16 protein-coding genes are annotated in these 26,759 nt (G+C 71.3%); 7 read left to right on the top strand and 9 right to left on the bottom strand.

The window, feature by feature from the left end:
* Positions 1-129 precede the first annotated feature (129 nt).
* From WME96_RS13070 to WME96_RS13060, 3 genes are all read left to right on the top strand, one after another.
* Positions 130-1,773 (top strand): ribonuclease J, encoded by a 1,644-nt coding sequence (locus WME96_RS13070; RefSeq protein WP_437290461.1) that lies wholly within the window; start codon positions 130-132, stop codon positions 1,771-1,773.
* Positions 1,774-2,121: 348 nt separating this feature from the next.
* Positions 2,122-3,486: an RNA polymerase sigma factor RpoD/SigA gene (locus WME96_RS13065; RefSeq protein WP_437290460.1), complete on the top strand. Its 1,365-nt coding sequence runs from the start codon at positions 2,122-2,124 to the stop codon at positions 3,484-3,486.
* 230 nt (positions 3,487-3,716) lie between these two features.
* The gene (locus WME96_RS13060) at positions 3,717-6,653 is read left to right on the top strand and encodes a type VI secretion system Vgr family protein (protein WP_437290459.1); all 2,937 of its coding nucleotides are present in this window, start codon (positions 3,717-3,719) and stop codon (positions 6,651-6,653) included.
* A gap of 12 nt (positions 6,654-6,665) precedes the next feature.
* Here WME96_RS13060 and WME96_RS13055 read toward each other — a convergent pair whose 3' ends face one another.
* Positions 6,666-8,138 carry a hypothetical protein gene (locus WME96_RS13055; RefSeq protein WP_437290458.1) on the bottom strand — a complete coding sequence of 491 codons (1,473 nt, stop codon included), beginning with the start codon at positions 8,136-8,138 and terminating at the stop codon, positions 6,666-6,668.
* Between the two features lie 430 nt (positions 8,139-8,568).
* Between WME96_RS13055 and WME96_RS13050 the strand changes: the two genes are divergently transcribed.
* From WME96_RS13050 to WME96_RS13040, 3 genes are read left to right on the top strand one after another with little or no spacing between them, the layout of a single operon-like run.
* Positions 8,569-10,506 (top strand): pentapeptide repeat-containing protein, encoded by a 1,938-nt coding sequence (locus WME96_RS13050; protein ID WP_437290457.1) that lies wholly within the window; start codon positions 8,569-8,571, stop codon positions 10,504-10,506.
* Entirely contained in the window at positions 10,503-11,378 is an 876-nt protein-coding gene (locus tag WME96_RS13045) for a DUF3540 domain-containing protein (protein ID WP_437290456.1), read from the top strand. Before WME96_RS13050 ends, WME96_RS13045 begins: the two co-directional genes overlap by 4 nt.
* A gap of 34 nt (positions 11,379-11,412) precedes the next feature.
* Positions 11,413-11,823: a PAAR-like domain-containing protein gene (locus tag WME96_RS13040; protein ID WP_437290455.1), complete on the top strand. Its 411-nt coding sequence runs from the start codon at positions 11,413-11,415 to the stop codon at positions 11,821-11,823.
* 76 nt (positions 11,824-11,899) lie between these two features.
* Here WME96_RS13040 and WME96_RS13035 read toward each other — a convergent pair whose 3' ends face one another.
* The 4 genes from WME96_RS13035 to WME96_RS13020 all read right to left on the bottom strand — a co-directional run bounded on the left by WME96_RS13035 (position 11,900) and on the right by WME96_RS13020 (position 15,599).
* A complete protein-coding gene (locus WME96_RS13035; RefSeq protein ID WP_433935782.1) occupies positions 11,900-12,895 on the bottom strand; it encodes an aldo/keto reductase in 996 nt (331 codons plus the stop codon).
* 30 nt (positions 12,896-12,925) lie between these two features.
* Entirely contained in the window at positions 12,926-13,684 is a 759-nt protein-coding gene (locus WME96_RS13030) for an SDR family NAD(P)-dependent oxidoreductase (protein ID WP_437290454.1), read from the bottom strand.
* Positions 13,685-14,091: 407 nt separating this feature from the next.
* Positions 14,092-14,367 (bottom strand): hypothetical protein, encoded by a 276-nt coding sequence (locus tag WME96_RS13025; protein ID WP_437290453.1) that lies wholly within the window; start codon positions 14,365-14,367, stop codon positions 14,092-14,094.
* Positions 14,364-15,599, bottom strand: a complete 1,236-nt coding sequence (locus WME96_RS13020; RefSeq protein WP_437290452.1) for a hypothetical protein — start codon at positions 15,597-15,599, stop codon at positions 14,364-14,366. Before WME96_RS13020 ends, WME96_RS13025 begins: the two co-directional genes overlap by 4 nt.
* Before the next feature lie 424 nt (positions 15,600-16,023).
* Here WME96_RS13020 and WME96_RS13015 point away from each other — a divergent pair, with 424 nt between their 5' ends.
* Entirely contained in the window at positions 16,024-18,306 is a 2,283-nt protein-coding gene (locus WME96_RS13015) for a prolyl oligopeptidase family serine peptidase (protein WP_437290451.1), read from the top strand.
* A gap of 41 nt (positions 18,307-18,347) precedes the next feature.
* Here WME96_RS13015 and WME96_RS13010 read toward each other — a convergent pair whose 3' ends face one another.
* From WME96_RS13010 to WME96_RS12995, 4 genes are all read right to left on the bottom strand, one after another.
* On the bottom strand, positions 18,348-19,526 hold the full coding sequence (locus WME96_RS13010; RefSeq protein ID WP_437290450.1) for a cytochrome P450: 1,179 nt from the start codon (positions 19,524-19,526) through the stop codon (positions 18,348-18,350).
* A 31-nt stretch (positions 19,527-19,557) separates the two neighbouring features.
* A complete protein-coding gene (locus tag WME96_RS13005) occupies positions 19,558-20,337 on the bottom strand; it encodes a hypothetical protein (protein ID WP_437290449.1) in 780 nt (259 codons plus the stop codon).
* Positions 20,334-24,305 carry a DUF2169 domain-containing protein gene (locus WME96_RS13000; protein ID WP_437290448.1) on the bottom strand — a complete coding sequence of 1,324 codons (3,972 nt, stop codon included), beginning with the start codon at positions 24,303-24,305 and terminating at the stop codon, positions 20,334-20,336. Before WME96_RS13000 ends, WME96_RS13005 begins: the two co-directional genes overlap by 4 nt.
* Before the next feature lie 267 nt (positions 24,306-24,572).
* Positions 24,573-26,753, bottom strand: a complete 2,181-nt coding sequence (locus WME96_RS12995; RefSeq protein ID WP_437290447.1) for a glycoside hydrolase family 3 N-terminal domain-containing protein — start codon at positions 26,751-26,753, stop codon at positions 24,573-24,575.
* Positions 26,754-26,759: the final 6 nt, after the last annotated feature.

The following is a 26,759-nucleotide window of genomic DNA, read 5'->3' as shown; positions in this document are numbered from 1 at the left end:
TGACCGGCCGCCAGGCGGGCCCGTCCGTGGAGCGCGATGCGGTCGTCGGCCCGCGCTGGCCCGGGGATCGTGGCCGCCCCGCGAGGCCGGGGTCTGTGCGCGCGATCGAGGATGCTAGGCTGCGCGCGCATGGGAGTCCGGATCATTCCTCTCGGCGGCCTCGGCGAGGTCGGCATGAACGCGATGCTCGTCGAGGAGGATGGCCGCCGCGTGCTCGTGGACTGCGGCGTCATGTTCCCCAACGACCAGGTGCTCGGCGTCGAGGTCGCCATCCCCGACCTCAGCTATGTGCGCGAGGCGGGCGGGGTCGACGCGGTGATCGTGACGCACGGCCACGAGGACCACATCGGCGGGCTGCCGTCGCTCCTGCGCGAGTTCCCCGTCCCCGTGTACGGGACGCGCTTCACCCTCCGGCTCGTCCGCGAGCGGCTCGCCGAGCACAGCATCGACGTGCCGCTGCGCGAGGTCGTGCCGCAGCAGCACTTCACGGCGGGCCCGTTCCGCGCCGAGCCCCTCCGCGTGACCCACTCCATCCCGGATGCGGTCGGCTTCGCGATCGAGACGGGCGAGGGCATCCTCATCCACACAGGCGACTACAAGATCGACCTCACCCCGGTGGGCGGCGAGCGGCTCGACCTCGGTCGCTTCGCCGAGTACGGCCGCGCCGGCGTGGCGGCCCTCCTGTCGGACTCCACGAACTCCGAGCGCGACGGCTGGTCGGTGAGCGAGACGGCGGTGGCCGAGGGGTTCCTCCGGCCGTTCCGCGAGGCGAAGGGGCGCATCCTGGTCGCGCTCTTCGCGTCCAACGTCCACCGGGTCCAGAGCGTGCTCAACATCGCCGCCCAGGTCGGCCGCAAGGTGGTGCTCGCGGGGCGCAGCCTGGCGACCAACACGCGGATCGCCGAGGAGATCGGCATCCTGACCATCCCGCACGGGGTGCTCATCGACGACGCCACGGCCGCCACGCTCCCGCCCGGTCGCCTCATCGTGCTCGCCTCGGGCGCGCAGGGCGAGCCGAACAGCGCGCTCGCGCGCATGGCGGTGGGCGATCACCACCGGCTGCGGGTCGACCCGGGCGACACGGTGATCTTCTCCTCGCGCGCGATCCCCGGCAACGAGATCGCCGTGAGCCAGCTCGCGAACCGCCTGGCGAAGCGCGGCGCGATCGTCCTCGATCGCGGCCTCGATCCGATCCACGCGAGCGGCCACGCGCAGGCCGAGGAGCAGAAGGTCCTGCTCGACGCGGTGCGGCCGGAGCACTTCGTCCCGATCCACGGCGAGTACCGGATGCTGCTCGCCCACGCGCGCACGGCGCTCCGGATGGGCGTGCCGGCGGCGGGGGTCTTCGTGATCGAGGACGGCGACTCGCTGATCATCGAGAACGGGCAGATGCGCCTCGGCGCCCCGGTGAAGAGCGGGCGGGTGTGGCTCGACGCGCGCGGCGGGCTCGACGTCTCCGAGATGGTGCTGCGCGAGCGCGAGCAGATCTCGGATCAGGGCCTCGTGATGGTGCTCGTGGTGGCCGACCGGAAGACGGGGGAGATCCTGCGCGGCCCCGAGCTCCTCGGGCGCGGCGTGGCGCACTTCGAGGAGGGCGGCCCGCTGTTCGAGGCCGCGCTCGGGAGCGCTCGGAGCGCGCTCGCGGCGATGTCGCCGGCGGCGCGCACGCTGGCCCCGGCGCTGGAGGACGCGCTCAGCCGCGGCGTGCGGCGGGTGTTCCACCGCGAGGCCTCGCGCCGCCCCGCCGTGCTGCCGCTGGCGGTGCTGCTCTGACGGCCGAGCGCGGGCGCTGACGAACGGGCGCTGACGAGCGCCGACGGACGAGCGGCCGCTCTGAAAGACGAGCGGCCGCTCTGAAAGACGAGCGGCCGCTCTCACGCACGAGCAAGCGCTCGGAGCTCCGGCTAGAAACGTCCTCGCGTACGCCCCTTTCCTGAGCGCGGCGAGTGATTACGGTGCATAGACGCACCGGCGGAGCCCCTTTGCTCTGCCGTGGCGTGGCCGACGTGGATGGTGGTCCCTGCGCGGGGTTGCCCCCACGGCGCGTGCTCCGGTGAGCACCCGAGCGGATCACCCGCGATGCGGCACCCTGGTGGAGTAACCGAGATGAAGGAGAGGCCCATGAGCTCGCTCCTGGCGGGCGAGGCTGACAGAACACTCATGGATGTGGAGGACGTCCGCGCCGAGGTGCGTCTCGACGCCGACCTCGGCCATGTCGCGCTGCCTCGGCTGGACACGCCTGCTGGCGGCCGAGCTGCGCCGTCGGCGCGGCCGACCGAGGACGTGACCGAGGTCTACCTCCAGGAGATCTCGCGCAGCGCGCCGCTGAGCCGCGACCTCGAGGTGGAGATCGGCCGGCGGATCGAGGCGGCGGAGCGCGCGGCGATCGACACCTGGGTGGCGTCGCCGGTCGCGCTGCGGGAGCTCGCGGCGATCGCGGACGATCTCGAGGCGGGTCGGGTCTCCATCGGCGATCTGCTGCTGAACGCGGACGCGGACGACGCGGCGCGCGACGCGGCGTCTGTCCGGCTCGCGGGGCTGCTCGGGCTCGCGCGGTCGATGCTCGCGTCCGGGAAGACCGATGCGCGCGCGCGGCGCGCCCGGGCCGACCTGTCGGCCGGGCTCACCGACGTGCGCCTCGGGCCCGTGGTCGAGCAGCGGATCGAGCGGGCGCTGGGCGAGGCCGCGGCCGAGGCCAGCGGGCCGGAGCGGCGGGCGATCGAGGCGACGCTCTCTGCGATGCGCGGCGCGCGCGGCGCGGCGGCGGAGGCGCGGGCCGATATCGTGAAGGCGAACCTGCGGCTCGTGGCGTCGGCCGCCCGACCGCTGAAGCACCGCGGCGTGCCGCTGCTCGATCTGATCCAGGAGGGCAACCTCGGGCTGATGCGCGCGGCGGAGAAGTTCGATTACCGGCGCGGATATCGGTTCAGCACGTACGCCACGTGGTGGATCAAGCAGGCGCTGGCGCGCGCGGTGCTGTACCAGGGCCAGGTCATCAAGATGCCGGTCCACCTGGCAGAGACGCGGCGCCGCGCGCTGCAGGCCCGCCGGGAGCTGGAGCAGGAGAACGCGCGCGAGGCGGCGCCCGAGGAGGTCGCGGAGCGGAGCGGCCTCTCGATGGAGAAGATCCAGACGCTGCGGGAGGTGGCGCTCCCGCCGGTGTACCTGGACGCGCCGATCGGGGACGACGACGGCGCGCGCCAGGGCGACTTCTTCGCGAGCGCGGAGGCGGCGCCGGACGAGCTGCTGGTGCATCGCCGCCTGCACACGCAGGTCCGCTCCCTGCTCGAGTCGCTGACGCCGCGCGAGCGCGAGGTGCTCCGACTGCGGTTCGGGCTCGACGGCGAGCAGACGCACACGCTCGCCGAGATCGGGGGGATGTTCTCGGTGAGCCGCGAGCGGGTGCGGCAGATCGAGGAGAACGCGCTGAGCAAGCTCCGGACGCTGTCGCGGCGGCACGCGCTCGAGGTGCCGCTGGAGGGCTGAGGGGCTGCAGAGAGCGGCGTCGAGCGCGGGGATGCGAGCGCCGTCGAGCGCGGGGATGCGAGCGCCCTCGAGCGCGGGGATGAGGCGCGTGGAGCGAGGCGCTGCGAGCGGCATGGAGCGCCGCGCGCCGCAGCGGTGCTCCGCTGCACGAACAGCTTGAACAAGTCCTCGCCGGCGGGCGATGGTAGCGCTTCTTCACCCGAAGGACGCGAAGGACGCGAAGGACGCTCATGAAGGACATCCTCTCTGCTCGCCTGGAATCACGTGCTTTCTCGGCCGATGCGGTCGAGCTCCACGACCTCACCGGGCGCGAGGTCATCTCGCAGCCGTTCGAGTTCCAGCTCCACGTCGTGTGCAAGACCCCTGACGGGCTCGACGAGGAAGCGCTCCTCGCCGAGCCCGCCGCGCTGGTGTTCCTGAGGGGCGACCGCGAGGAGCGCCGGATCTTCGGGGTCATCTCCGTCGTGCGCGACGCGCTCCACACCGAGACGTTGCACATGGCCTACACGCTCACGTTCGTGCCGCGCGCGTTCCGGCTGACGCTCACGGAGACGTCGGAGATCTTCATGGATCTTTCGGTCCCCGAGGTCATCAAGAAGAAGCTCGAGCGCGCCGGGCTCCACGAGGGCGAGGACTTCGAGCTCCGTCTGGTCTCGACGTATCCGCCGCGCGAGTACGTGGTGCAGTACAAGGAGACGGATCTCCAGTTCGTCTCGCGCCTCGCCGAGCACCTCGGCATCTCGTTCTTCTTCGAGCACCGGGACGGCCGCGACGTCGTGGTCTTCTCCGACGCGAACAGCGGCTTTCAGCCGGTCGCCGGCGACGGGCGCGCGCACTTCTATCCGCGGGGCGATCGCATCGGCGTTTACCGGCTGGAGGGCACGACGCGCACGGTCCCGAACCGGTACGTGGTGAAGGACTACAACTACCGCACACCGCACGTGCCCCTGATGGCCGCGGCCACCGTCTCGGAAGCGTCCGGCGGCGATATCGTCGAGTACGGCGCGCACTTCAAGACGCCCGACGAGGGCGAGCGCATCGCGGTCATCCGCGCGGAGGAGCTGCGCGCGGGCCGAAGAGTGTTCGAGGGGGCGAGCGACGTGCAGGTCCTCGGCGCGGGGGCGAAGCTGACGCTCGAGGGGCACCCGCGTGGCGACATCGAGCTGCTGCTCGTCGAGGTGCGCCACCGGCTGCAGCAGGCGACGCTCAACGCAGGGACGGGCGAGGAGCGTGCTTACGAGAACGAGTTCAGGGCCATACCGTACGCGACCACATACCGGCCGCCGCGGGTGACGCCGAAGCCGAAGGTGCACGGGGTCATCACGGGTGTGATCGACGCCGCGGAGAAGGGTCAGTACGCGGAGGTCGACGAGACCGGCCGCTACCGCGTGCGCTTCCTGTTCGACACGAGCAGCGCCGAGGACGGCAAGGCGTCGCGGCTGATCCGCATGGCCCAGCCCCACGCGGGCGCGGGGTACGGGTTCCACTTCCCGCTGAGGAGCGGCGTGGAGGTGATCCTGACCTTCATCGACGGGGATCCGGACCGGCCGATCATCGCCGGCGCGGTGCCGAACCCGCAGACGCCGAGCACCGTGGATGCGAAGAACGCGCGGAGGAACGTCATCCGCACGGGCGGTGGGAACGAGATCAACATCGACGACAACGAGGGGGAGGAGCGGATCAAGCTGTCGACGCCGTACGGCGGCAGCACCTTCCAGCTCGGCTCTCCCAACACGCCGGCAGCAGGAGCCGCGATCACGACCGATGAAGCGTTCACGGCGATCGGCGCCGCAGGCGTCAACACGCTCACATCTGTAAACACGGTCTTCTCTGATCTCTCCGCGCTCATGAGCTCCGGCAACTCGATCATCTTCGCCGGAGCGTCGAACATCGTGGACATGCTCAAAGGAGACAAATTGCCGAAGTTGGTCGACAGCATCCTCGGCGCCGCCAAGAGCGCCCTCGAGTTTCCGGCCAAGTTCGAGAACCACATGCAGGCAGAGCTGAGCGAAGAAGCAGCCAACGCTCGATTGCGTGCCACCGAGATCGAGCAGTCGATGGCAAAGAGATGGCACGAAGAGAGCCTGCGAGGGCTCCCCAAAATCGAGAATCCCGACGGAACGTACCGACCGATAACACGACAAGAATGGCACGCACAGCAACAGCCTGAAGAGGTCAAGAAGGCCGAGAAGGCCGATATCGAGGCAAAACAAGCGGAAGCAGCGGCGGAAGGATACAAAAAGCAGATCACCGAGGGCGAGGATGCGCTCTCTCGACGCAAGTGGCTCAATCAAGTCGAGCTCGCAAAGACTGGCGCCACCGGAGCCAAAGGCCTTCGAGATATCATCACAACAACGGTAAAGACATTTCAAAAAACCGTGGAATCCAGCACTATCGCCGCTGCAAAGTCGATGGCCGCCGTCGCAGGCGGCGTCGCAGGGATGGGCCGCATCCCGGGCCTCGTCCTTCCGCCCGGCGGGCCGATGAACGTGAATGCGGCTGCCACGACTGCATCGATCATAGGGATGAGGGACGCGTTCGTCGGTGGAACGGCAGTTGCAACAGTATCATCTGGTGGGAAGGCCATCGTTGCCGGATATGACGCAGCACTGCTCAAGTCGCCGAACTCCGTCGAGATCGCTGGCATGGCGCGGGCCCTCGTCACGTCCAACGGGCTCGTGGACCTGCTCTCAGACGCAAAACTGAAGTTGAAGAGCACCGGCACCACCAACCTCAAGAGCGGCGGACAGATGAACCTCTTGTCGGACACGCGGCTCACGGCGGTCAGCAAGAGTAAGCTTCTCGTCAAGACAGGTCAGAAACTGGACATAGATTCCGGGGGCACCCTCAACATTCAGAGCCGCGGTGCCATGAAGACCAAATCAGCTGGCGACATGACTCTAACTGCGTCCGGGGGCGCCACGATGACGGGCAAAGAGGTGGCGGTAACCGCCAACGGCTGGGGCATAACAGCAAAGTCCAGTGAAGTATTGGTTGGAAACAACGGAGATGGCCTGGAGGTCTCAGCGGGCAACGCGATTCTCAAAGCAGGCGACTCCACCTGCACGGTGACAAGCGGCGGCATCCGACTGAAGGGAGGCGGAGCAGAGGTCGCCTTCCGCTCTGGCGCAGTGAAGTTCAAGGGGACCCGAATCGACCTGGGCTGATCCTGGACGTGCCTAGGGCGGCGGCACGCGCCGCATGGCGGACAGCAGTTCCGTCAGACCGAACAGGACACCCAGGCCGATGCCCAGGATGATGAGCACCACAATCCCCTTCCTCCTGCGCTCCGCCGCTTCTCGGTCTTCCTGCACCTGATCAGACTCCTGCATCCGGGCGATCGACTCCGCCATGGACTTCTGAAGCCGCCTCTGGAAGGCCCACTGAGACACTTCCGCCATCGTCCACTTCCTGGGTCGTGGCTCCTTATCGCTGGCGAACAGCAGCGCGCCGTCAGCGCCGAACTTCCATGCAGCGCCCTTCGTGCCGAACAGCCAGAACGACCCATCCGGACACACGGCGAGGCTCATCTCCGACCGTGGCAGCTTGTCGCGCTTCTTCGTCAGGACAACGCTCTGCGCGCCTTCTGGACTGACTCGCAAGAGACGATCGCTACACAGAACATAGGCATTGCCGTGAAGATCGGCGCCGAGATTACGATAGAGACTATTCATCTCGCTGCAGAGGAGCGCCACAGCAAAGATCTCTCGACCGCTGGCGTCAAAGCGGGCGATCTCGCGTGAACCCATGAAGAAGATTGACCCGTCCGGCCCACGATGAACGCGCATGCCGACGGCGGACATGTCCACCGCGACGCCGAGGATCTCTCCGGTACACGACCTGGCGTCGTCATCGCCGGTGCCAGGCGTGCCATCGAGCCACACGTCCAGCTCAACTCCGTTCGGGGCGATCCGCCGCAGCATGCTGTCCTTCAGGATCAGCAGGGAGCCATCGCGGTCACAGGTCAGATCATCGCAGTCCAGGAGTTCGCCATCGTTCTTCTGTACGATGCCGCCCGATCCCTCGACGGGCCTGCCGGTCGCGGAGGAGAGCCAGTGACGGTTTGCTCTGCCCCGTTGCGTCACGAGGAGTACGCCCTTCGGGGAGAGCACAAGGCGCACAGCCCTCGAGCCGCCGCGCTGTAGCCAGCGGAGGTTCAGTGAAGGATCGATAGACCAGACGACGTCGTCGAACCGCTGCCTTGTTCCATGATGATCGGGAACCCAGTGCGACTGCCTGGCCGCGCAGTAGAGATTGCCGTGGGCATCGACGGCAGCGTCGGGCGGACTGTCCCAGTCGAACAAGCCCGCGGAGACGGCCTGCCCAACCGGCGCTTGGTCTACGACCGACGGATGAAAGCATAGGAACCAGTTCACCGCCAGCTTTCTCCTCCCTCGGTAGATGAAGTCGTCCGGCACATGCACGCTTGCGCTGCAGAATCGGCACACATACGTTCGCGTCACGCCGTCGAGCGGCACAGGCGAGCCGCACTGCGGGCATGGAAACGTCGCCGCTTCGGCAGCAAGAGGCGCCGCGGCCAGAGGATCGGGATCCTCGCCTACGAGGTGCACGATGTTCGGGAGCACTCCCGCGAACTCCGCGGGGACCGCGCGCACCCAGGTCTGCTCGGCGCAGCGGTCGCAGCGGAGCATGGCGTGGTCTCGCACCTCTCGGATTCGCACGTCAGGGATCTCCTTCTCGCACCCACGACAGGAGGGACCGAACCGTGTGTAGGTGATCCACGGCCTGCCAGCCCCGCCCCGCCGCCCCTCGTTCCGGAGCATTCTCGGCCCCTCATAGACAGGATCGCGGAGCAGCCCTTGCCAGACATCACCGCCAATCGCCGTCGGCCTACCGCAGCTCTGGCACCCCACTTCGCGAGCCAGCGTGTTGACCGGCATCGGCATCCGGCATGTGCCGCACTCCGTCTCGACCCTCACCGCAACGCTGATCATCGCTCTCCTCACCTCCCCCGCTCCCGCGCCATCACCGCGGCATCTCCCGACACCCCGGCGAAAGCATGCCAGCGCGCACGCTACCTCAGTGACACCCGCCGCGCGATGGCCTAGCCTCGCCCGAACCATGCCCGCGGAGCGCAACCACGGATCACCCCCGACTGCAGCCGAGCTCTTGCAGAGGAGCGAGCGCGGCGAGCTCGCCGGCAGCCACATCTCCGGCGCCGTCGCCCCCGGCATCGATCTCCGCGGCGCCGATCTCTCCAAGGCCCTCTGGCAGAACGTCGATCTCCACGGCGCCAACCTCACCGGCGCCACCCTCGCCGGCGTCATCTTCCGCAACGTGAACCTCGAGGGCGCCGACCTCTCCGACGCCGACCTCACCGACGCCCTCCTCGGCGGCCCTCCCGGCGAGGCCTGCCGCCTTGCAGGCGCCGATCTCCGCAACGCCGTCCTCACCAACACCTCGCTCCACCAGGTCGACCTCACCGGCGCCAAGCTCTCCGGCGCGCTCCTCGAGAGAGCCGATCTCCGCGCCGCCCGCCTCCACAAGGCCGAGCTCCTCGACGCCGTGCTCTCCGGCGCGCGCCTCCAGGGCTGCGACGCCCAGGGCGCCCGCCTCGACCGCGCCGACCTCTCCGCCGCCGACCTCTCCGCCGCCAACCTCACCGGCGCCTCGCTCCGCGACGTCGACCTCCGCGCCGCCACGACGACTGGCCTCCTCCTCGGCGGCGCCGATCTCCTGCGCGCCGCCGCCACCGGACTCGACTTCTCCGCCTCGGGCCCCCCGGCCTCCCTCGCCGGCGCCTCGCTCGAGTCCTCCCGCCTCACCGCGGCCGACCTCCGCCGCACCGCCCTCGAGGGCGCCCGCCTCATCGCGTGCGACCTCGCCCAGGCCGACCTCTCCGGCGCCACCTGCGACGGGCTCATCCTCGACGGCTCCTCGCTCCGCGGCGCCCAGCTCCAGCGCTGGCGAGCCCGCGGCGCCTCCCTCGCCGGGGCGGACCTCACCGGCGCCTCCCTCGACGGCGCCGATCTCCGCAACGCCAACCTCGCCGGCGCCACCCTCGACGAGGCCTCCCTCGCCGGCGCGAAGCTCGAGGGCTGCTCCCTCGAGGGCGTCCGCCTCGCGGGCGTCGACCTGCGCGGCCTCGACCTCGCGGGCGTTTCCCTTGGCAAGGCCGCGCTCACCGGCCTCTCGTGGGCCGGCGTGAACCTCGCCGGCGCCGACCTCGCCGAGGCCGACCTGCGCGGCGCCGTGCTCGCGGGCGCCGACCTCTCCGACGCCGACCTCTCCGGCGCCTGCCTCGCCGGCGCGAAGCTCCGCGGCGCCGCCTTCCGCGGGGCGCAGCTCGCCGACGTCGACCTCACCGACGCCGACCTCAGCGACGCCGATCTCTCCGAAGCCTCCCTGTCCACCGCCTCGATCACCGGAGCAGACCTCCGCAGGACACGCCTCTTCGCGGCGGACCTCTCCGGCGCCGATCTCCGCACCATGCAGCTCTCAGGCGCCGTGATCGAGCAATCGCTCCTCTGCGACGCGAACGGCGAGGGCGTCGATCTCCGCGGCTGCGTCCTGACGAACGCCACGCTGTCGGGCGCGAACCTCCGCGGCGCCAACCTCACCTCGGTCGAGGCCGCTCAGGTCAACCTCGAGGGCGCCGATATGAAGGGCGCGAAGCTCACAGGCCTGCAGGCCCCCTCCGCGAACCTCAAGAGAGCGATCCTCGACGGCGCCGACCTCTCCCGCGCCGACCTCTCCGACGCCGCCCTCGACGAGGCCGTCCTGCGCCGCGCCCACCTGCGCGAAACCAGGCTCAGCGCGGCCAGGCTCCCGGGCGCGGACCTGCGCGATGCGGTGATGGCGAACGCCGATCTCTCGCTGGCCGATCTCTCGCACGCGCGCCTCGAGCGCGCCCACCTCATGAACGCCAACCTCGAGGGCGCCGACCTGCACCGGGCGAAGCTCGATGACGCAGAGCTTGTCGGGGCGCGCACCCGCAACGTGAAGAACACCGACCCTGACCGCGCCCGCGCGGAAGATTTCCGGACGGAGACCCGATGAACGCGAACGACGCTGTCGCCCTGGAACACGAGCCCTCCCCGGGAGGCGTGCTCGAGGCCACCCTCGTCGACATGGAAGACGCCGCGCGCGCCGTCGTGCGCCTCGTCCGCCCCGGCGCCCCCGGCGCCGAGGGCGCCACCGCGCGCGCCCGGCTCGCCGTGCCCGGCTACCAGGGCACCGCCGGCGACCGGGTGCTCGTGTCGAAACACGCAACCACATCAGATTTTTACATCGTAGGCGTCCTGCTCGCCGCCCGGGGGCCGGTGATCCAGACGGCCGAGGGGGCCACGGCGTCGGCCGAGGGGAGCACGATCGCGATCCGGGACGCGTCCGGGGCCGTCGCCGTCACGTACGACGCCGCGACGGGCGCGGCGCGCGTCGCCGCCCCCGCGGGGGACCTGACGCTGGCGGCGCCGCGGGGGAAGGTCGTCGTGGAGGCGGCCACCGACGTCGAGCTCCGCGCCAGGCGCGACGTGCGGCACCGGGCGGGGCGGCGCGTGGCGAGCGAGGCCGGCGAGGGCGGCGAGCCGGGGCTCGTCGTCGAGCGGGCGGCCGTGCGCGTGGCCGCGGCGGCGGTCGACGTCACCTCGGAGCGGGCGTCGCTCCACGCGACCGAGGCGACCGTGCTCGCCGAGCGGATCGCGACGACGGCCGCGCATATGGCCGCCACCGCCGGCCGGATGGAGATCCAGGCCGAGCGGCTGATCGAGCGGGCCAGGGACGCGTACCGCGAGGTCGACGGGCTCCTCCAGACCCGGGCGAGGCGCGCGCGCTGGCTCATCCGCGAGGCGTATCAGCTCGTCAGCGAGCGAACATCGATGGTCTCGAAGAAGGAGACATCGATCGACGGCGAGCGCGTCCTGCTCGGATGATCCAGCGTGCGCGTGCCAGTGGAGGGTACCTGAGATGAAGATGCCCGCAGCGACGAAGGCCGGCGGCATGTGCTTCGCGATGCCCGACGTGTGCAAGGTGCCAGCTCCGCCGGCGCCCCCCGTGCCGACGCCGTTCCCGAACATCGGCACGCTGAACGGCTGCGAGTCGACAGTCTCCAAGGTGCTCGTCCAGAAGAAGGAGACAGTGACCGAGGCGTCGAAGATGCCAAGCAGCAAGGGCGACGAGGCCGGCACGCTCGGCGGGATGGTCTCCAACGTGAACCGCGGGCAGGTGACCTTCAAGCGCGCGAGCTCGAAGGTCTACGCCAAGGGGAAGAAGATCGTCTATCACACCGCCATGTCGGCCCATAACGGGTCGAACGCGAACATGCCCGCCGGCGCGCACGTCGCGCCGTCGCAGGTGAAGGTGTTCGTGGCGGTGTGAGCGCTGGCTCGGCGGGAGCGCAGGCTCGACAGGAGCGCAGGCTCGACGGGAGCGCACGCTCGACGGGAGCGCAGGCTCAGCGCGTCGCGTCGCCGCGGCGGTACTCGGCGGTCGCCTCGTCGAGCCGGGCCTTGAGCTGCGGATCGAGCGCCAGGTTGCCCGCGGCGAGCGTGGCGTCGAGCTGATCGGGCCGGCTCGCGCCGATGATCGCCGACGTGATCGCCGGGTTGGCGAGCACCCACGCGACGGCGACCGTCGTGAGCGACTGGCCCGCTTCGGCGACGATGCCCTGGAGCTTCTCCACGGTCGCGAACTCGCGCTCGTGCCAGTAGCGCTGCTGGTAGTTCGTGGCCGCCGCGCCCAGCGTGAAGCGCGTGCCCGGCGTGGGCTCGCCGCGGCGGTGCTTGCCGGTGAGGAGGCCGCCGGCGAGCGGGTTGTACGGGATCACGCCGAGGCCCTCCTCCTGCGCGAGCGGGAGCAGCTCGCGCTCGATCTCGCGGAACAGCAGCGCATAGCGCGGCTGCACGGAGACGAACCGCGCGAGCCCGCGCACGTCGGCGCGGCCGAGCGCGCGCGCCAGGCGATAGGCCAGGTAGTTGGAGACGCCGATGTACCGGGCCTTGCCGGAGCGAACCACGATGTCGAGCGCCTCCAGCGTCTCGTCGATCGGCGTGTCGCGATCGTCGGCGTGGAGCTGATAGAGATCCACGTAGTCGGTGCCGAGCCGGCGCAGCGAGGCGTCGATGGCGTCCAGGATGTGCTTGCGCGAGGCGCCCTGGTCCCAGTCGTTCGGGCCGACGCGGCCGACGCACTTCGTGGCAACGATAAAGCGGTCGCGCTTGCCCTTGAGCCAGCGGCCGACGATCTCCTCGGTGCGGCCGGCCGTCTGCAGGCCGCCGCCCAGCGGGTACACGTCGGCCGTGTCGAGGAAGTTGACGCCGGCGTCCGCGGCCTTGTCGAGGATGACGCGGGACGTCTCCTCGTCCGTCTGGAAGCCGAACGTCATCGTGCCGAGGCACAGGCGGGAAACGGTGAGGCCGGTACGGCCGAGGCGGGTGGTCGGGAGGGTCATGGTCTTCTCTTGGGTTCAGCGCGAGATGGATCAATAGTAGATCGGGCCGACGCTGCCACCGCCCGCGACGACCGAATCGCCGTTGATCGCGACGCTCCTCGGCGACGCAAGGAACGTGACCACCCACGCGACCTCCCGGGCGTCCACGATGCGGCCGATGCTCACCGAGGCGGCCAGGTCCTTCTCGGACTCGGCGCGGACGCGCTCGGTCCGCGTCGCGCCGGGGTGCACGACCGTGACGTTGATCCCCTTCGGGCCGAGCTCGTCGGCGAGGTTCTTCGTGATCGCCGCCACGCCGACGTTGCGCAGGGTGGCGACCGGGCGGCCGGTCTTGCGCACGGCGAGCCCGCCGATGTTGATGATGCGGCCCCAGCCGTTCGCGATGAGGTGCGGCGCCACGGCGCGCGCGGTGCGCAGGTAGCCAACGACCTTGATGTTGATGTCCTCGATCACCTGCTCGTCGACGATCTGGTCGAGGCGGGTGGCCGGCGAGATCCCGCCCGGCAAGGCGGCGTTGTTGACCAGGATGTCCACGCCCCCCAGCGCGTCGACGGCGCGCTCGACCAGCGCGTTGACCGAGGTCTCGTTGCCCGTGTCGACCACCAGCGGGACGACGCGGCGGCCGGTCTCGGCCGAGAGCTCGGCGGCGGTCGCCTCGAGCTTGTCCTTGCCGCGCGCGGCGATCACGACGTCGGCGCCCTCGCGCGCCAGCTCCCGCGCGATGGCCTTGCCGATACCGCGGCTGCCGCCGGTGACGATGGCGCGCTTTCCAGTGAGCTCGAGGTCCAAGAGAGGCTCCCTTCCATCAGCAGACACGAGGCCTGCGTTTCTTGCGTCGAGGCGCGACAGAGGCTCGTTCGATCACGCCGAACAGCCCTCCTCACGGCGGCCGCGCGCGGCAAGCGCGGTGACGAGAGCGGACACGGCCACTTCCCGTGCTGATGAGCGGAATCGGACGGCGCGACGTGCCACGCCACGTCACAGCACGTTCACAGCACGTTCCGTTCCAGCCCGCCCTCACCCTGCGTGGTTCGTGACATGGCGCGCGCCGGCGCGCGGCGCCGCCCTGTCGTGCGCCCGACGCGCGCCCTCCGGCAGCGTCGCGCTGCGACGGCGCGCCGGCGGCTCGCATGTTGCGCTGGCAGCAACCTGCTGGCGCTGTGCTGCGGGCGAGGCAGTCGGCGCGCTCCAGCGCGTCACGAGGCCGGATCCGCGGGCGGGCGCGGCGCGGGTCGCCTCGATCGGAGCCGGTCGATGGCCGCGAGCACGCCCGCCGCGAGCGCGAGGATCGGCGCGGCGATCACGGCGCCGAACCACGCGATCGCGTAAACGACGCCGAGCGAGGGGTCGCCCCCGCTGCCGGGTGGGGCCGTACCGCTCAGCACCGAGACGTGCTCGCGCAGGCCGAGCAGGTGACAGACGATGAAGGCCGACGCGAGCAGCGCGGCGCCGAGGGCGAGCAGGCGGGTCACGGGGCACCTCCCGCCGCGGCGATCCGCTGCCAGAGCGGGCCGGAGCTCAGCGCGTGGAGCAGCGCCGCGTCGCCGACCTGGTTGCTCGCGGCGTAGCGCAGCCGGTCGCCCTCGCGGATCGGGAACGCGGCGAAGTCGAGCGAGGTGAGCAGCGCCCCGAGATAAGGCGCGTCGCCGAAGGCCGCGGCGCCGAGCAGCGCGAGGCCGCTCGAGCCGGCGCTCGCGCCCACGACGGGCACGATCGGGCCCGAGTCCACGTCTTCCGGACCGGACCAGGAGCGCGGCCACTCGCGCGCCCAGCCGAAGCCGACGAGATCCGCGCCGAGCTCGCGGCGCGCCCGCGCGTACTGATCGCGCGCGAAATCAGGGTCGATCAGGAGCAGCGCGTGCGCGACGAGCCAGAGGGACGACCCCTCCGGGCCGTCCAGGATCCTGCCGCCATGCGTGTAGCTCGACACGAGCAGCCCTGTCCTCGGGTCCACCAGCCTGGCGCGCGCTACGGCGAGCCAGCGGCGGCCGAGCTCCAGCCCGCGGCGCTCGCCGCGCAGCGCGTCGGACATGCGCATGGCGCCGAGGGCGAGCGTGTTGCAGAAGGTCCAGCACTCGTCGGGGTAGCTCTCGGCCGACAGCACAGGGCTCCGCTCCATGCGGGCCCGCATCTCGGCGACGCGGGCGTCGAGCTCGGCCTCGTGATCGGCGCGGCGAGAGACAAGCGCGCGGGCGCCCAGCATGAGCGCGATCTCGCCGTCCACGAAGAGGCTGCGGGCAGGCTGCTGCACGAACGGCCTCCCCGCGGCGTAGGGCATCATGAAGTGCAGCATCCCGCGCTCGCGCTCGAGCGCGAGGGTCTCGTCGATGACCCGATCCATCACGGCGAGGTGGCGCGCCTCGGCCCCCGGATCCCGCAGCGCGGCGTTGGCGAGGCCGAGGACGAGGAAGGTCCGGCCCATGAAGTCCCACTCGGCGTTCGTGGCCCGCATCCGCGCCAGCGTCGCGTCCTTCGCGGCCGGGTCCTCCCACAGGGAGAGATGATGCGCGAGCAGCGCCCGGCCGCGCGGCGAGAGCGCGCCGGAGGGGCGGTGCTCGGCGGGCTCGCGCCGGAAGAAGAGGTGGAGGCACGGAAGCCAGACGGCCGCGGCGATCAGCAGGGACAGCGCGACGTCGCCGAGCCGGCGAAGGCGCCGAGCGGACCGGGGGCGGAGCGCGGCGCCGGGGGAAGAGAGATCCGTCATGGGATGGAACGTGGCGCGGCGCCGTGGCCGGGCCGCGCGCGAGGTGTGGCGTTTCGGAGGAAGGCCCGGGGATTTTATCGCCGGATCGCCCATCCCGGAAATGGCCACGCCGGCGGCGGCGGGCATCGCTCGCGCCCCTCACGGGCGCGGACCAGGAGATCCCCTGCCCGGGTGCTCATTCTCGGCGTGGCGCCTGACAGAGAGGCCGCGTGACGGGGTGTTCTCCCGAGATCTTGCTTCTCGCCCGCCTCCAGGGCCGATCACAGGACACATGGATTCACCACGTCGTCCGGGCCAGACAGAGTTTTCAGGACAGAACTACGAGTCTCCTCCTCGTCACACGACGTCAGGAAGTTGCTCTCGCAGACGTGGCATGTTCGCCCATGGCAGGATGTCACCTTCTCGACAGGGAGATTGTCCATCTATGTATTACCAGATACCCAGGGCAGGGTTCGCTGCCTGGATCATCGTGTCGGCGATCGCGAGCAGCGCGCTCGTCGCGTGCGGCGACGACGGCGAGCAGACACCGGGCTCGACGGCTACAGGGACCGGCGGTGACGGCGGCGGTGGAGACGGCGGCGACGGCGGCGGCGGTGGAGACGGCGGCGGCGGCGACGACGCGAGCGGCACCGGGGGCGCGGGGGGCACCGGGGGCGCCACGGGGACCGGGGGCGCCACGGGGACCGGCGGGGAAGACCCGTATACGTGGCTGGAAGACGCCACCTCCGAGGAGTCGCTCGAGTGGGTGAGGGAGACCAACCAGGCGACGCTCGACGCCCTCGCCGAGGGGGAGCCGTTCACCTCGCTCTACGACGATCACTACCGCGAGCGGACGAAGGAGCCGCCGCTCCGGTGCATCCCCGAGCCGGACGGCTTCGTCTACCAGTTCAAGCAGGACGCGACGAACCCGCGCGGGGTGTGGCGCCGGACGCCGGTGAAGGCCTGCCTGGCCGGCGAGCCCACGTGGGACGTGCTGCTCGACGTCGACAAGGTCGCGGCCGCGGAGGACGAGGACTGGGTCTACGCGGGAGCGGACTGCTACTACAACGACACCGACATGTGCCTGATCTCGCTCTCACGGGGCGGCAAGGACGCCACCGTGATCCGCGAGTTCGACAAGACAACGAAGGCGTTCGTCGCGGGCGGCTTCACCCTGCCCGAGGCGAAGTCCTATGCCGCGTGGAGCGACAAGGATACCCTCCTCATCGCGCACGGCGCCGACGAGGACTCGCTCACGACGTCGGGCTACCCGCGGCGCGTGAAGATCTGGCGCCGGGGCACCCCGCTCGCCGAGGCGAAGCTCGTCTTCGAGTCGGCGAAGGACACGGTCCTCTCCGCCGGCGGGAGCGTCCACGACGTCGACGGGTCGAGCCTCATGATCATCACGAGCTACGTCGACTTCTATCACGCCGACAACTACGTGCTGGGGACCGACGATGTCCCGGTGAAGATCGAGGTGCCCCAGGACGCCACGATCTGGGATCTCTTCCAGGGCAAGCTGCTTGTCCGGCTCGCCTCGGACTGGACCGTCTCCGGGACGACGCTGAAGTCCGGCTCGCTGGCGTCCGTCGCGCCGGACGACGCCGAGGCGACAGCGGAGCTCGTGTACGCGCCCGACGCGCGGAGCGCCTTCGTCGGGCTCGCGAAATCGAGGGAAGGCATTCTCGTCACCCAGCTCCACGACGTCGCCTCCGAGATCCTCTCGTTCACGTACGCGGAGGGCGCGTGGACCTCGAAGACGATCCCGATCCCGCCGCTCGGGACCGCCGAGGTCACCGCGGATCCGCGCATGGATGACGCGTATGTCACGTTCCGGAGCTTCCTCCAGCCCACCACGGTGTACCAGGTGAGGCCCGAGGGCGACTCGTACGACGTGACGGAGATCAGCGCGTCTCCCGCGCTGTTCGACGCGTCGGCGTTCGAGGTCTCGCAGGACACGGCGACGAGCAAGGACGGCACCAAGGTGCCGTATTTCATCGTCAAGCCCAGGGCGGCGGCCGAAGACGGCAAGAACCCCACGCTCCTCTACGGCTATGGCGGGTTCGAGTACACCCTGTCGCCGTTTTACCTGGGGCTCACGGGCAAGCACTGGCTCGAGAAGGGCGGCGTCTACGTGGCCGCCAACATCCGCGGCGGCGGGGAGTTCGGGCCGGCGTGGCACCAGGCCGCGCTCCTCGAGAACAAGCAGCGGTCGTACGACGACTTCATCGCGATCGCCGAGGACCTGATCGAGAAGGGCGTCACCTCCCCCGCGCACCTGGCGATCCAGGGCGGGAGCAACGGCGGCCTCCTGGTCGGCGCCGTCACGATGCAGCGGCCCGATCTCTTCGGCGCCGTCTCGTGCCAGGTCCCGCTGCTCGACATGCTGCGCTATCACGAGATCGGCGCAGGGGCGAGCTGGATGGGCGAGTACGGCAACCCCGCAGATCCCGAGATGGCCGAGATCATCCGTGCCTACTCGCCGTACCACAACATCGAGGCGGGCGTGGCGTATCCGCCGATCCTGTTCACGACGACCACCACCGACGATCGCGTCCACCCCGCCCACGCGCGCAAGATGGCCGCGCGCCTGAAGGAGATGAACATCCCCTTCTACTTCTACGAGGGTGAGAAGGGCGGACACGCGGGCTCCGCCGATCCCGAGACGTATTCGTTCCTCCAGGCGCTGAACACGACCTACCTTTACCGCGTCTTCGAGAGCCAGTAGCAAACCAGGGTCCTGACGCCTCGAGGGCGGCGCTCGAGGCGTCAGGACGGCTCGAACAGGACGTGGAGCGCGTCGGGGCCGCGGAACGCGAAGCCCTTGATCTCCGGCGCCGGCGCGCCCGGGTCGAGGCGCAGGTGCGGGAGCCGATCGAAGATCGCGTTGAGCCCGACGCGCATCTCGAGGCGCGCGAGGTGCAGGCCGAGGCACTGGTGCGGGCCGGTGCCGAACGCGAGGTGCGGCTGCGGCGGCCTGTCGAGGCGGAAGGCGTCGGCCGCCTCGTAGCGGGCCTCGTCGCGGCCGGCCGAGCCCGTGACGACGCGGAGGGCCGCGCCGGCGGGGATGGGGCACCCCGCGATCTCGGTGTCTCGCGTGGCCACGCGGGAGACCAGGGTGACGCTCGTCTCCCAGCGCAGCGTCTCCTCGACGACGGCGGGGACCAGCGACCGGTCGGCGACCACCTGCGCCATCATGGCCGGGCGGGTGAGCAGCGCGGCGAGCGCGTTGCCGAGCGCCCGGAACGTCGTCTCCGCGCCGGCGGGCAGCAGCAGGAGGAGCAGGCCGTAGATCTTCTCCTCGGTGAGGCGCTGTCCGTCGATCTCGGCGGCCAGGAGCTCGCTGATGAGATCGCCCGCGGGCTCGCGCCGGCGGGCCTCGAGGATGTCGGCGAGGTAGCGCCGCATCGCCTGCGACGACGCGAGGCCCCGCGGCGGGTCGAGCGGGCCCTGCGCGACGTCCTCGGACCACCGCGCGAACTGCGCCTGATCCTGGAGCGGCACGCCGACGATACCGCAGATGACCTGAACAGGATACTTGAGGACGACATCGCGCATGAGCTCGGCGCGCCCGGCGGGCGCGATGCCGTCGAGGAGCGCGTGGAGGGTGGGCCGTACCAGCGCGTCGTCCCACCGCTCGAGCACGGAGGCTCGGAACGCGTGCGCCACCAGGTTGCGGTACTGGCGGTGCTCCTTGCCGTCCATGCCCAGCATGAACTCGCCCATGTACTTGCCGACGACCTCGTTGTTGATCGCGCTCGAGAACGTCCCGGCGTCGCGCAGCACCCGCTCGGCGTCCTCGTACCGGGACACGACGAACGTGGGCGCGGGGCTGATCGACGAGGCGTCGAAGCGCTGGACCGGGGTCTCCGCCCTGGCCCTCGCCCACTGCGGATACGGCTGAGTCACGGAGAGATCGAGGATGGAGAGAGGCTCGCTGTCGTCCATCGTGAGACGCTATCGACGCGCCGGCGGCGGATCAACGGGCGGCGGCCGCGCGGAATTGCCTCGTCACGATCGCGCGGGTCAGGGCGAGGAGGTTGTCGCGCGTGAAGCGGAACCAGAAGCCGGCGTAACAGCCGTTCGCGCGGAAGCCGGGGTTGACCGCGGCGTAGCGCTTCGCGGCCGGACGGTCGAAGTAGCGCGGCGGATAGCGGCGCAGCGTGTCCTCGGTCATGAAGATGTTGACGAAGAAGAGGCCCGTCTCCTCGTCGACGCGAAAGTCGCTCTCGCCGGCGAGCTGGAGGAACGCCGCGCGCACCGCCTCGTCCTCCTCCGTGTCCCGGCGCCCCGGGTCGAAGATCTGGTAGTGCGCGAGCGCCTCGGTGATCGCGACGAACCCGAACAGGCTGGCAATGGAGAGCCGGTACAGGCGGGTCCGCGGCGCGCGGCGCTTCGTGTCGATCAGGAACAGGAGACCCGAGACGAGGTGCAGCCCGCGGGTGCGGAAGTCGGGCGCGATCCGCAGCTTGCCGCCGACGATGGCCAGGCTGCGGGGCAAGGCCAGCGGCGCGGTCTTCCAGAACTGGAATCCGACGATCGCGCCCGTGTCGGCGCGGCGAAAGACGTGGACGACGTCGTTGGTGTGGGCGTGGACGCGGAAATGGTCGAAGTCCTCGGCCATCAGCGCGTTCGAGAGGGCGTGGAGCTCGCGCAGGCGCGGGTCGGTGAAGTCGCTCCGCCGGAGGACCTCGACGCGGACGGAGGGGCGGAGCGGGGAGAGGCGGAGGAGGAGGTTCAGCATGTCGGCTCCGATCATCGCTCCTCCAGCTTCGTCCCCGCCGTGAACGCCTCCGCGAGGCGCGCCTCGGCGGTGCGCGCCTTCCATGTCTCGGCCTGGTACAGGTTGGCGCCGCGCAGGTCGGCCCCCTCGAGGTCGGCGCCGTCGAAGGCAGCGCGCATCAGGTTGGCCTGGCGCAGGCGCGCGCCGCGGAGCCGCGCCTTGCGGAAGCGGCCGTCGACGAGGTCGGCGGCGTCGAAGGAGGCCCCGTCGAGCGTCGCCCGGGTGAAGCTCGCCTCCCGGAGCGCCGCGCCCGCGAAGACGGCCTCGGTGAGGTCGGCGCCCTCCCACACGGAGCCCGGGCCGCTCACGCGGCGGAACGAGCCGTTCCGGAGCACCACGTCGTCGGCGCGGAGGTCGGCGAGCGAGGCCCCGTCGAGGGTGACGCGCGTTCCCGTCGCACCGTAAATCTTCACGTCGTCGAGCGTCGCGTCGCGGAAGCTCGCCCCGTCGATGACGGCCTGCATCATCTCGGCGCCGGTGAGGTCCGCGCGGTCGAAGCTGGCGCCCGTGAGCGTGGCCCCAGCGAAGCTGGCGCCGGGCGCCCGGATGCCCTCGAAGGCGGCGCCCTCGCAGCGCGCCGCCCCCGCCGCCGCGAGCTCCAGGACGGCGCCGGCGAGGCGCGCGGCCTCGAGGTTGGCGCCGGTGAGGTCGGCCCGGGTGAGGTCGGCGCCCTCGAAGCGCGCGCCCCCGCCGTCGACCTCGGCGAGGACGGCCTCGACGAGCCGCGCGCCGTCCAGGCGGGCGCCCCGGAGGTTCGCCCGCTTCAGGATAACGCCGCTCAGGTCGGCCCCGGCGAGGTCCGCGCCGGAGAGGTCGATGCCGGTCAGGTCCACGCCGGCGAGCGGCTCGCCGAGGCGGAGGAGCTCGAGGACCGCGTCGCGGCCGGCAGGCGGCGGCGCCTCCACGGGATCGCCGGGCGCTGCCTCGGGATCGCCGGGCGCTGCCTCGCGCGGCGGGGCGTCGCCTTGCGCCTGCGCTGCCGCCGCCGCCGGCTCCGCGGCGGCCTCCGCCGCGGCCGCCCCGGCCACCGCCGCCGCCGCGGCCGCGCCGCCACCGACCGCGGTGCGCCGCCGCGCGCGCGCCTGGGCGAGCGCCTCGGCGATGCGCGCATCGAGCGCCGAGTCGCCCTCCTCGGCCGCGGTGTCGTTCGCCGCCGCCTCCTCGCCCGCCGCCGGCGCCTCGGCCGCCTCGCGCGCCGCCAGCTCCGCGAAGAAGCGCGCCCGCGCGTCGCGCTTCGCCGTCGGCTCGCTCTTCGCCCCGTCCTTCGCCATCGGCTCGCTCAGGACGAACAGCGACGCGATCTCGGAGGCGTCCTCGTCGGCGACGTCGAGCAGGCCTCTCCAGACCAGCACGAGCCGGAGCGCGTCGGCGTCGAACCACACGGTGTCGAGCCGCATCGGCACCTCGGAGAACCCGCCGCCGGCCTTCTCCGTGGCCTGCTTGAACACGCGCACGCGCAGCTCGGGCAATCGTCCGCGGACGACCTCCCCCTCCGGGCGCACGGACCAGAGCTCGAAGGGCTCGTCTCCCCGCGGATAGGCGATCTGCTGCTCGGCGGGGGCCGCGTTGAAGAACGTCCAGTCGAAGTCGTCGGGAAAGAACGGCCATCGCGTCTTCCTCCAGCGATCACCGTACGAGCCCATCTTCTTGAGTCGATCGCTCCACGTCGCCGCGATCGGCGCGAAGCACGCGGGCGAGGGCCTGTCGCCCGACGAGCGGATCAGCCTGTCCGGCTGCTCGAGCGACGGCAGCGCGCCGCCCGCCCGCGCGCCGTGCCCGGTCCCCACGGGGTTCGCGCCATACCCGGCGCCGCCGAAGGCGCTCTCGAAGCGGAGCGGGATGCGGTCCCACGGCTCGGGCGCGGTGGGCGCGCCGAGCGCGTCCCAGCGGCGCGGGCCGATGGCCGCGACGGAGCGGTCGAGCGCGTCGCCGAGGCGCAGCCGGACGAGCGCCGCGGCGTCGCCGGCGCTCGCGCGGTGCGCGTGCCCGACCAGCAGGACGTCGGCCTTCGGCTTGAAGATCGCGAAATCGGACGGGTAGCGGAGGCTCTTCTCGGGGTCGTCGTCGACGTGGACGTCGCCGCCGGGGAGCTCCTGGTCGGCCGCGATCGCCGCCGGCGCCCCGGGCACGAGGTCGAAGGTGCCCTTGACCACGACGGTGAGCGAGTCCCGCGGCGGCCGGGCCTGCCACGGGACGGTGAACGCGGCGAACGGGGTGAGGTTCAGGATCGGGACGTGCTCGGTCGTCCTCGCGGGCGGCGGCAGGTCGGGCGAGCCGGCGAGATCCTCGCTTGTCGGCTTCGACGGCTCCGGCTCCGGCAGCGGGAGCGTGGCCGTGGGCAGCGGCGCGCCGCCGTGCGCCGCGATGTGCGCGGCCATCGCGGGGAACGCCTGCCGGAGGGCCTCGAGCGAGACCTCGGCCGGGGCCCGCGCGCCCTCGGCCTGCGCCGCGGGCGGCGCGAGCGGGAACGGCGCGTCCTCCTGGCGGGCGCCGCGCAGCACGTCCTGCAGGTTGAACTCGCGCGTGTCGACGAGCACCGCCGGCTGCCCGGGCGCCCGCGACGCCGGCGGGCCGCCCGCGCCGCCGGCCGCCTCCGCGGCGCCGGGCCTCGCCCCGGCGGCCGCGCCCGCGCCTCCGGGTGCCTCCGTCGCGCCGGGTCTCGCCCCGGCGGCCTCCGGGGCGACGGCGCCGGGCGGCGCCGGATCGAACGCCTGGAGCGCCTCGGCGAACGCGGCGGGATCGAGGGGGCGCGTCTGCGTCAGGTCGATCGCCGGACGACCCGCCTCCGCGCCCGCGCCGCGCGCGGCCCACTCCTCGGCGCTCATGCCGCGGGCAGCCGACGGATCCGGCTCGGGGATCGGGAGCGACGGCCGCGCGACGGCAGGCGGCCTCACGCCCTCCGGCAGCGGCGCTGTCGTCGCGCCCACCGGCGGCGCCGCGGCGGCTGGCTCGGGCGCGGGCCACGCCACGCGCTCGCCGGGGAGCGCGAGCGTCACCAGGAGGCTACCGCGCTCGACGATCTCCAGGGCGCGCTCGGCGACGGCCAGGGACGCGCGCCACGTCAGGGTGCACCGGAGCGCGTCGGCGTCGATCCAGAGCGTGTCGCAGCGGACGGTGAGCTCGACGCCGGCGGGGTCGACGAGGCGCGGCGCGCGGAGGAGCACGCGCGCCCTCAGCCCGGGCAGGCGAGAGCGCACCTGAGCGGCCGTGGGGTGGAGGCCTTCGAGCAGGATCCACTCGTCCCCTCGGAGATAGGGTATCTGCTGGTCGCGCGGGGCAGCGTTGAAGTAGCCCCAGTCCATGGCGGTCGGCAGCTCTGGCACGGGCAGCACGAGCTTCGCGGGATCCCACGCGCCGAGCGCGCGCCGCCGCTGGGGCCAGGCGCTCGAGAGGGGCCCGAAGCCGTCGGGGGTGTCCGGCGCGGCGGGGTTCAGGAGGCTCGGCAGCCGGAGGTCGGCGGGGTCGGCCCCCCTGCCGACGGGGTTCTCGGGGCAGCGGGCGCCGCCGAAGGCGAGCTCGTAGCGCACGGGCAGCCGGGAGAACGGGATCGGCGTCGTCGCCTGGCCGGTCGCCGGATCGCGCTGCCGCTCGCCCACGACCTGGAGCCGCTTGTCGACCGCGGGCACCTGCCCTTGCGCGTCGAAGACCGCGAGGCGCACCCACCGGTGGCTCACGTGCTGGCCCAGCGGGGCGTACGCGCTGCCGGTGAGCAGGACGTCCGCGCGCGGCTTGTGCGGCACGGCGTCCGAGGCGACATAGAGGCTCCGCCCCGCGTTCTGCTCGTGGAAGACGTCGTGGAAGAGCGGCAGCGGCGCGGCCAGCGCGGCGACGTCGTCGGGCGAGAGCTGGAACGTCGCCTTCACGGCGACGGTGACACACGGGCCGTTCGCCGTTCGCCAGAGCAACGTCGACGCTGCCAGGGGGCACAGGGAGATGAGCTGCATGGGCGGCGCGCCACCCTAGCCGAGGCTGGTTCCTTGATGGGAGAAGAATTTGAACCACAGAGGCACAGAGGGCACAGAGGGAGAGAGAAGAGCGAGACAGAGAAGAGAGAATATTTTATCTTCCTCTCTTCTCTTCCTCTGTGCCCTCTGTGCCTCTGTGGTTCGTTCTTTCTCTCTTCTCTTCCTCTGTGCCCTCTGTGCCTCTGTGGTTCATTCTCTCATGAACAAGAGAAGAACCTGGGCGACCCGGCACGAGGCCCCTCGCCGTCACGCCACGGCGAAACCGGCGCTCACCAGGTCCTGCGGTCGGGACGACGCGCCGATGTGGACGCGGAAATCCCCCGGCTCCACCACGCGGCGCCCCTCGGCGTCGAGCAGGGAGAGCTCCGAGGCGGGGACGTCGAAGCGCACCGTGCGCGCCTCGCCCGGGGCGAGCGTCAGGCGACGGAACGCCTTGAGCTCCTTCATCGCCCACGTGGACGAGGTCACGAGATCCTCGATGTAGAGCTGGACGATCTCGACGCCCTCGCGCGCGCCAGTATTGGTGACCGTCACCTCGAAGGAGGCCGTGCCGTCCCGCGCCACGCTGGGTGTCAGCACCTTCAGGTCGGCATACGCGAAGCGCGTGTAGCTCAGGCCGAAGCCGAAGGCGAACGCCGGCTCCTGCGTGAGGTCGGCGTAACGGCTCCCGTGCTGGCCGCGGGCCTGGTTGTAGAACACCGGCTGCTGGCCCACGTGGTAGGGAAACGAGATCGTCAGCTTGCCAGAGGGGTTGAGCTGCCCGAAGATCGCCTCGGCCACCGCCCGCCCGCCCATCATCCCCGGGTTGAACGCCTCGAAGATGGCCGCCGCGCCGAGCACCGAGCGCGGCAGGACCAGCGGCTTGCTGTTGACCAGGACCACCACCGTGGGCACCCCCGTCCGGGCGATCGCGTCCGCCAGGGCCCGCTGCCCGCCCATCAGCTCGAGCGTCGCCGTGCTCTTCGTCTCGCCGATGAACTCGATGCGATCGCCGACGACGAGGACCACCACGTCGGCGCCCCGCGCCAGCTCGACCGCCGCCGCGATGCCCGACTCGTCCTCGCTGACCACCGAACAGCCCGCGGCGTGGACCACCTCGCACCCCGCGGGCGCGAGCTCCCGTATCCCGTCCACGATCGTCACGATGCTCGAGCGCGGGTGCTGAGGGCCGTTGCCGCCGCTCATCTGGCCCGACCCGAGCGACCAGTCGCCGAGCTGCGCGATCGGGTCGTCCGCGTTGGGGCCGATCACCGCGATGCGCCGGAGCGGCGCCGCGCCGGCCGCGAGCGGCAAGAGGCCGTCGTTCCTGAGCAGCACCAGCGACGCCCGCGCCACCTCCAGGTTGAGATCCCGGTGGGCCGCGCACCCGATGACCTCCTTGATCCGCCGCTCGCTGCTGTACCCGGGGTCCTCGAAGAGCCCCAGCGAGAACTTGAGCGAGAGGATGCGCCGCACCACCGCGTCGATCTCCGGCTCGGCCAGGAGCCCGCGGCGCACCGCCTCCTGGGCCCCCTCGTAGAACTGCGGGGTCGCCATCATCAGATCGTTGCCGCTGCGGACCGCCACCGCGGCCGCCTCGGCCATGTCCTTGCAGACCTTCTGATCGAGCACGAGGTTGGCCACGTTGTTCCAGTCGGTCACGACGATGCCCTTGAAGCCCCACTCCTCCTTGAGCACCTCGGTGAGGAGCCAGCGGTTCGCGGTGGCCGGGATGCCGTCCATCGACTGATACCCCGTCATGAACGCCATGCAGCCGCTCTGCGCGGCCCGCTCGAAGGGCGGCAAGAAATACGAGCGCAGGTAACGACGCGAGATGTTCGCCTCCGAGGCGTCGCGGCCGCCCAGCGTCTCCGAATACCCCGCGTAATGCTTGGCCGTGGCCAGCACCGCGTCCGGATCGTCGAGGCCCTTGCCCTGATAGCCCTTGACCATCGCGCACGCGAGCTCGCCGATCAGGTAAGGATCCTCGCCGAAGGTCTCCCCCACCCTGCCCCAGCGGAGATCGCGCGTGAGGCACAGGACCGGAGAGAACGTCCACTTGAGCCCGGTCGCACGCATCTCGACGGCGGTCACCCGCGCGACCTGCTCCAGGAGCCCCGGGTCCCAGCTGCACGCCATGCCGAGCTGCGTGGGGAAGATCGTGGCGCCCGCCCAGAAGGAATGGCCGTGAATCCCGTCGTCGGCCATCAGCACCGGAATGCCGAGCCGCGTGCCGAGCGCGCGCCGTATCGCCGCGTCCGCGTCCTTGCCGTTGCAGTGCAGCAGACTGCCGACCTTCATGCGGCCGATCGCGTCCTCGAGATCTCCCTGGGCGTCGAGCTGCATGAGCTGTCCCACCTTCTCGTCCAGGGTCATCCGACTCAGGAGGTCTTCCACCCGCCTGTCCACGGGCTGCCTGGCATCTTTGTAGAGGGGAGCGTCGTTCATGAGTTC

It is taken from the genome of Sorangium sp. So ce406, assembly GCF_051474675.1.
In the GTDB taxonomy this organism is placed as follows: domain Bacteria; phylum Myxococcota_A; class Polyangia; order Polyangiales; family Polyangiaceae; genus Sorangium; species Sorangium cellulosum_G.
This window is presented reverse-complemented; position numbering and strand designations above follow the sequence as displayed.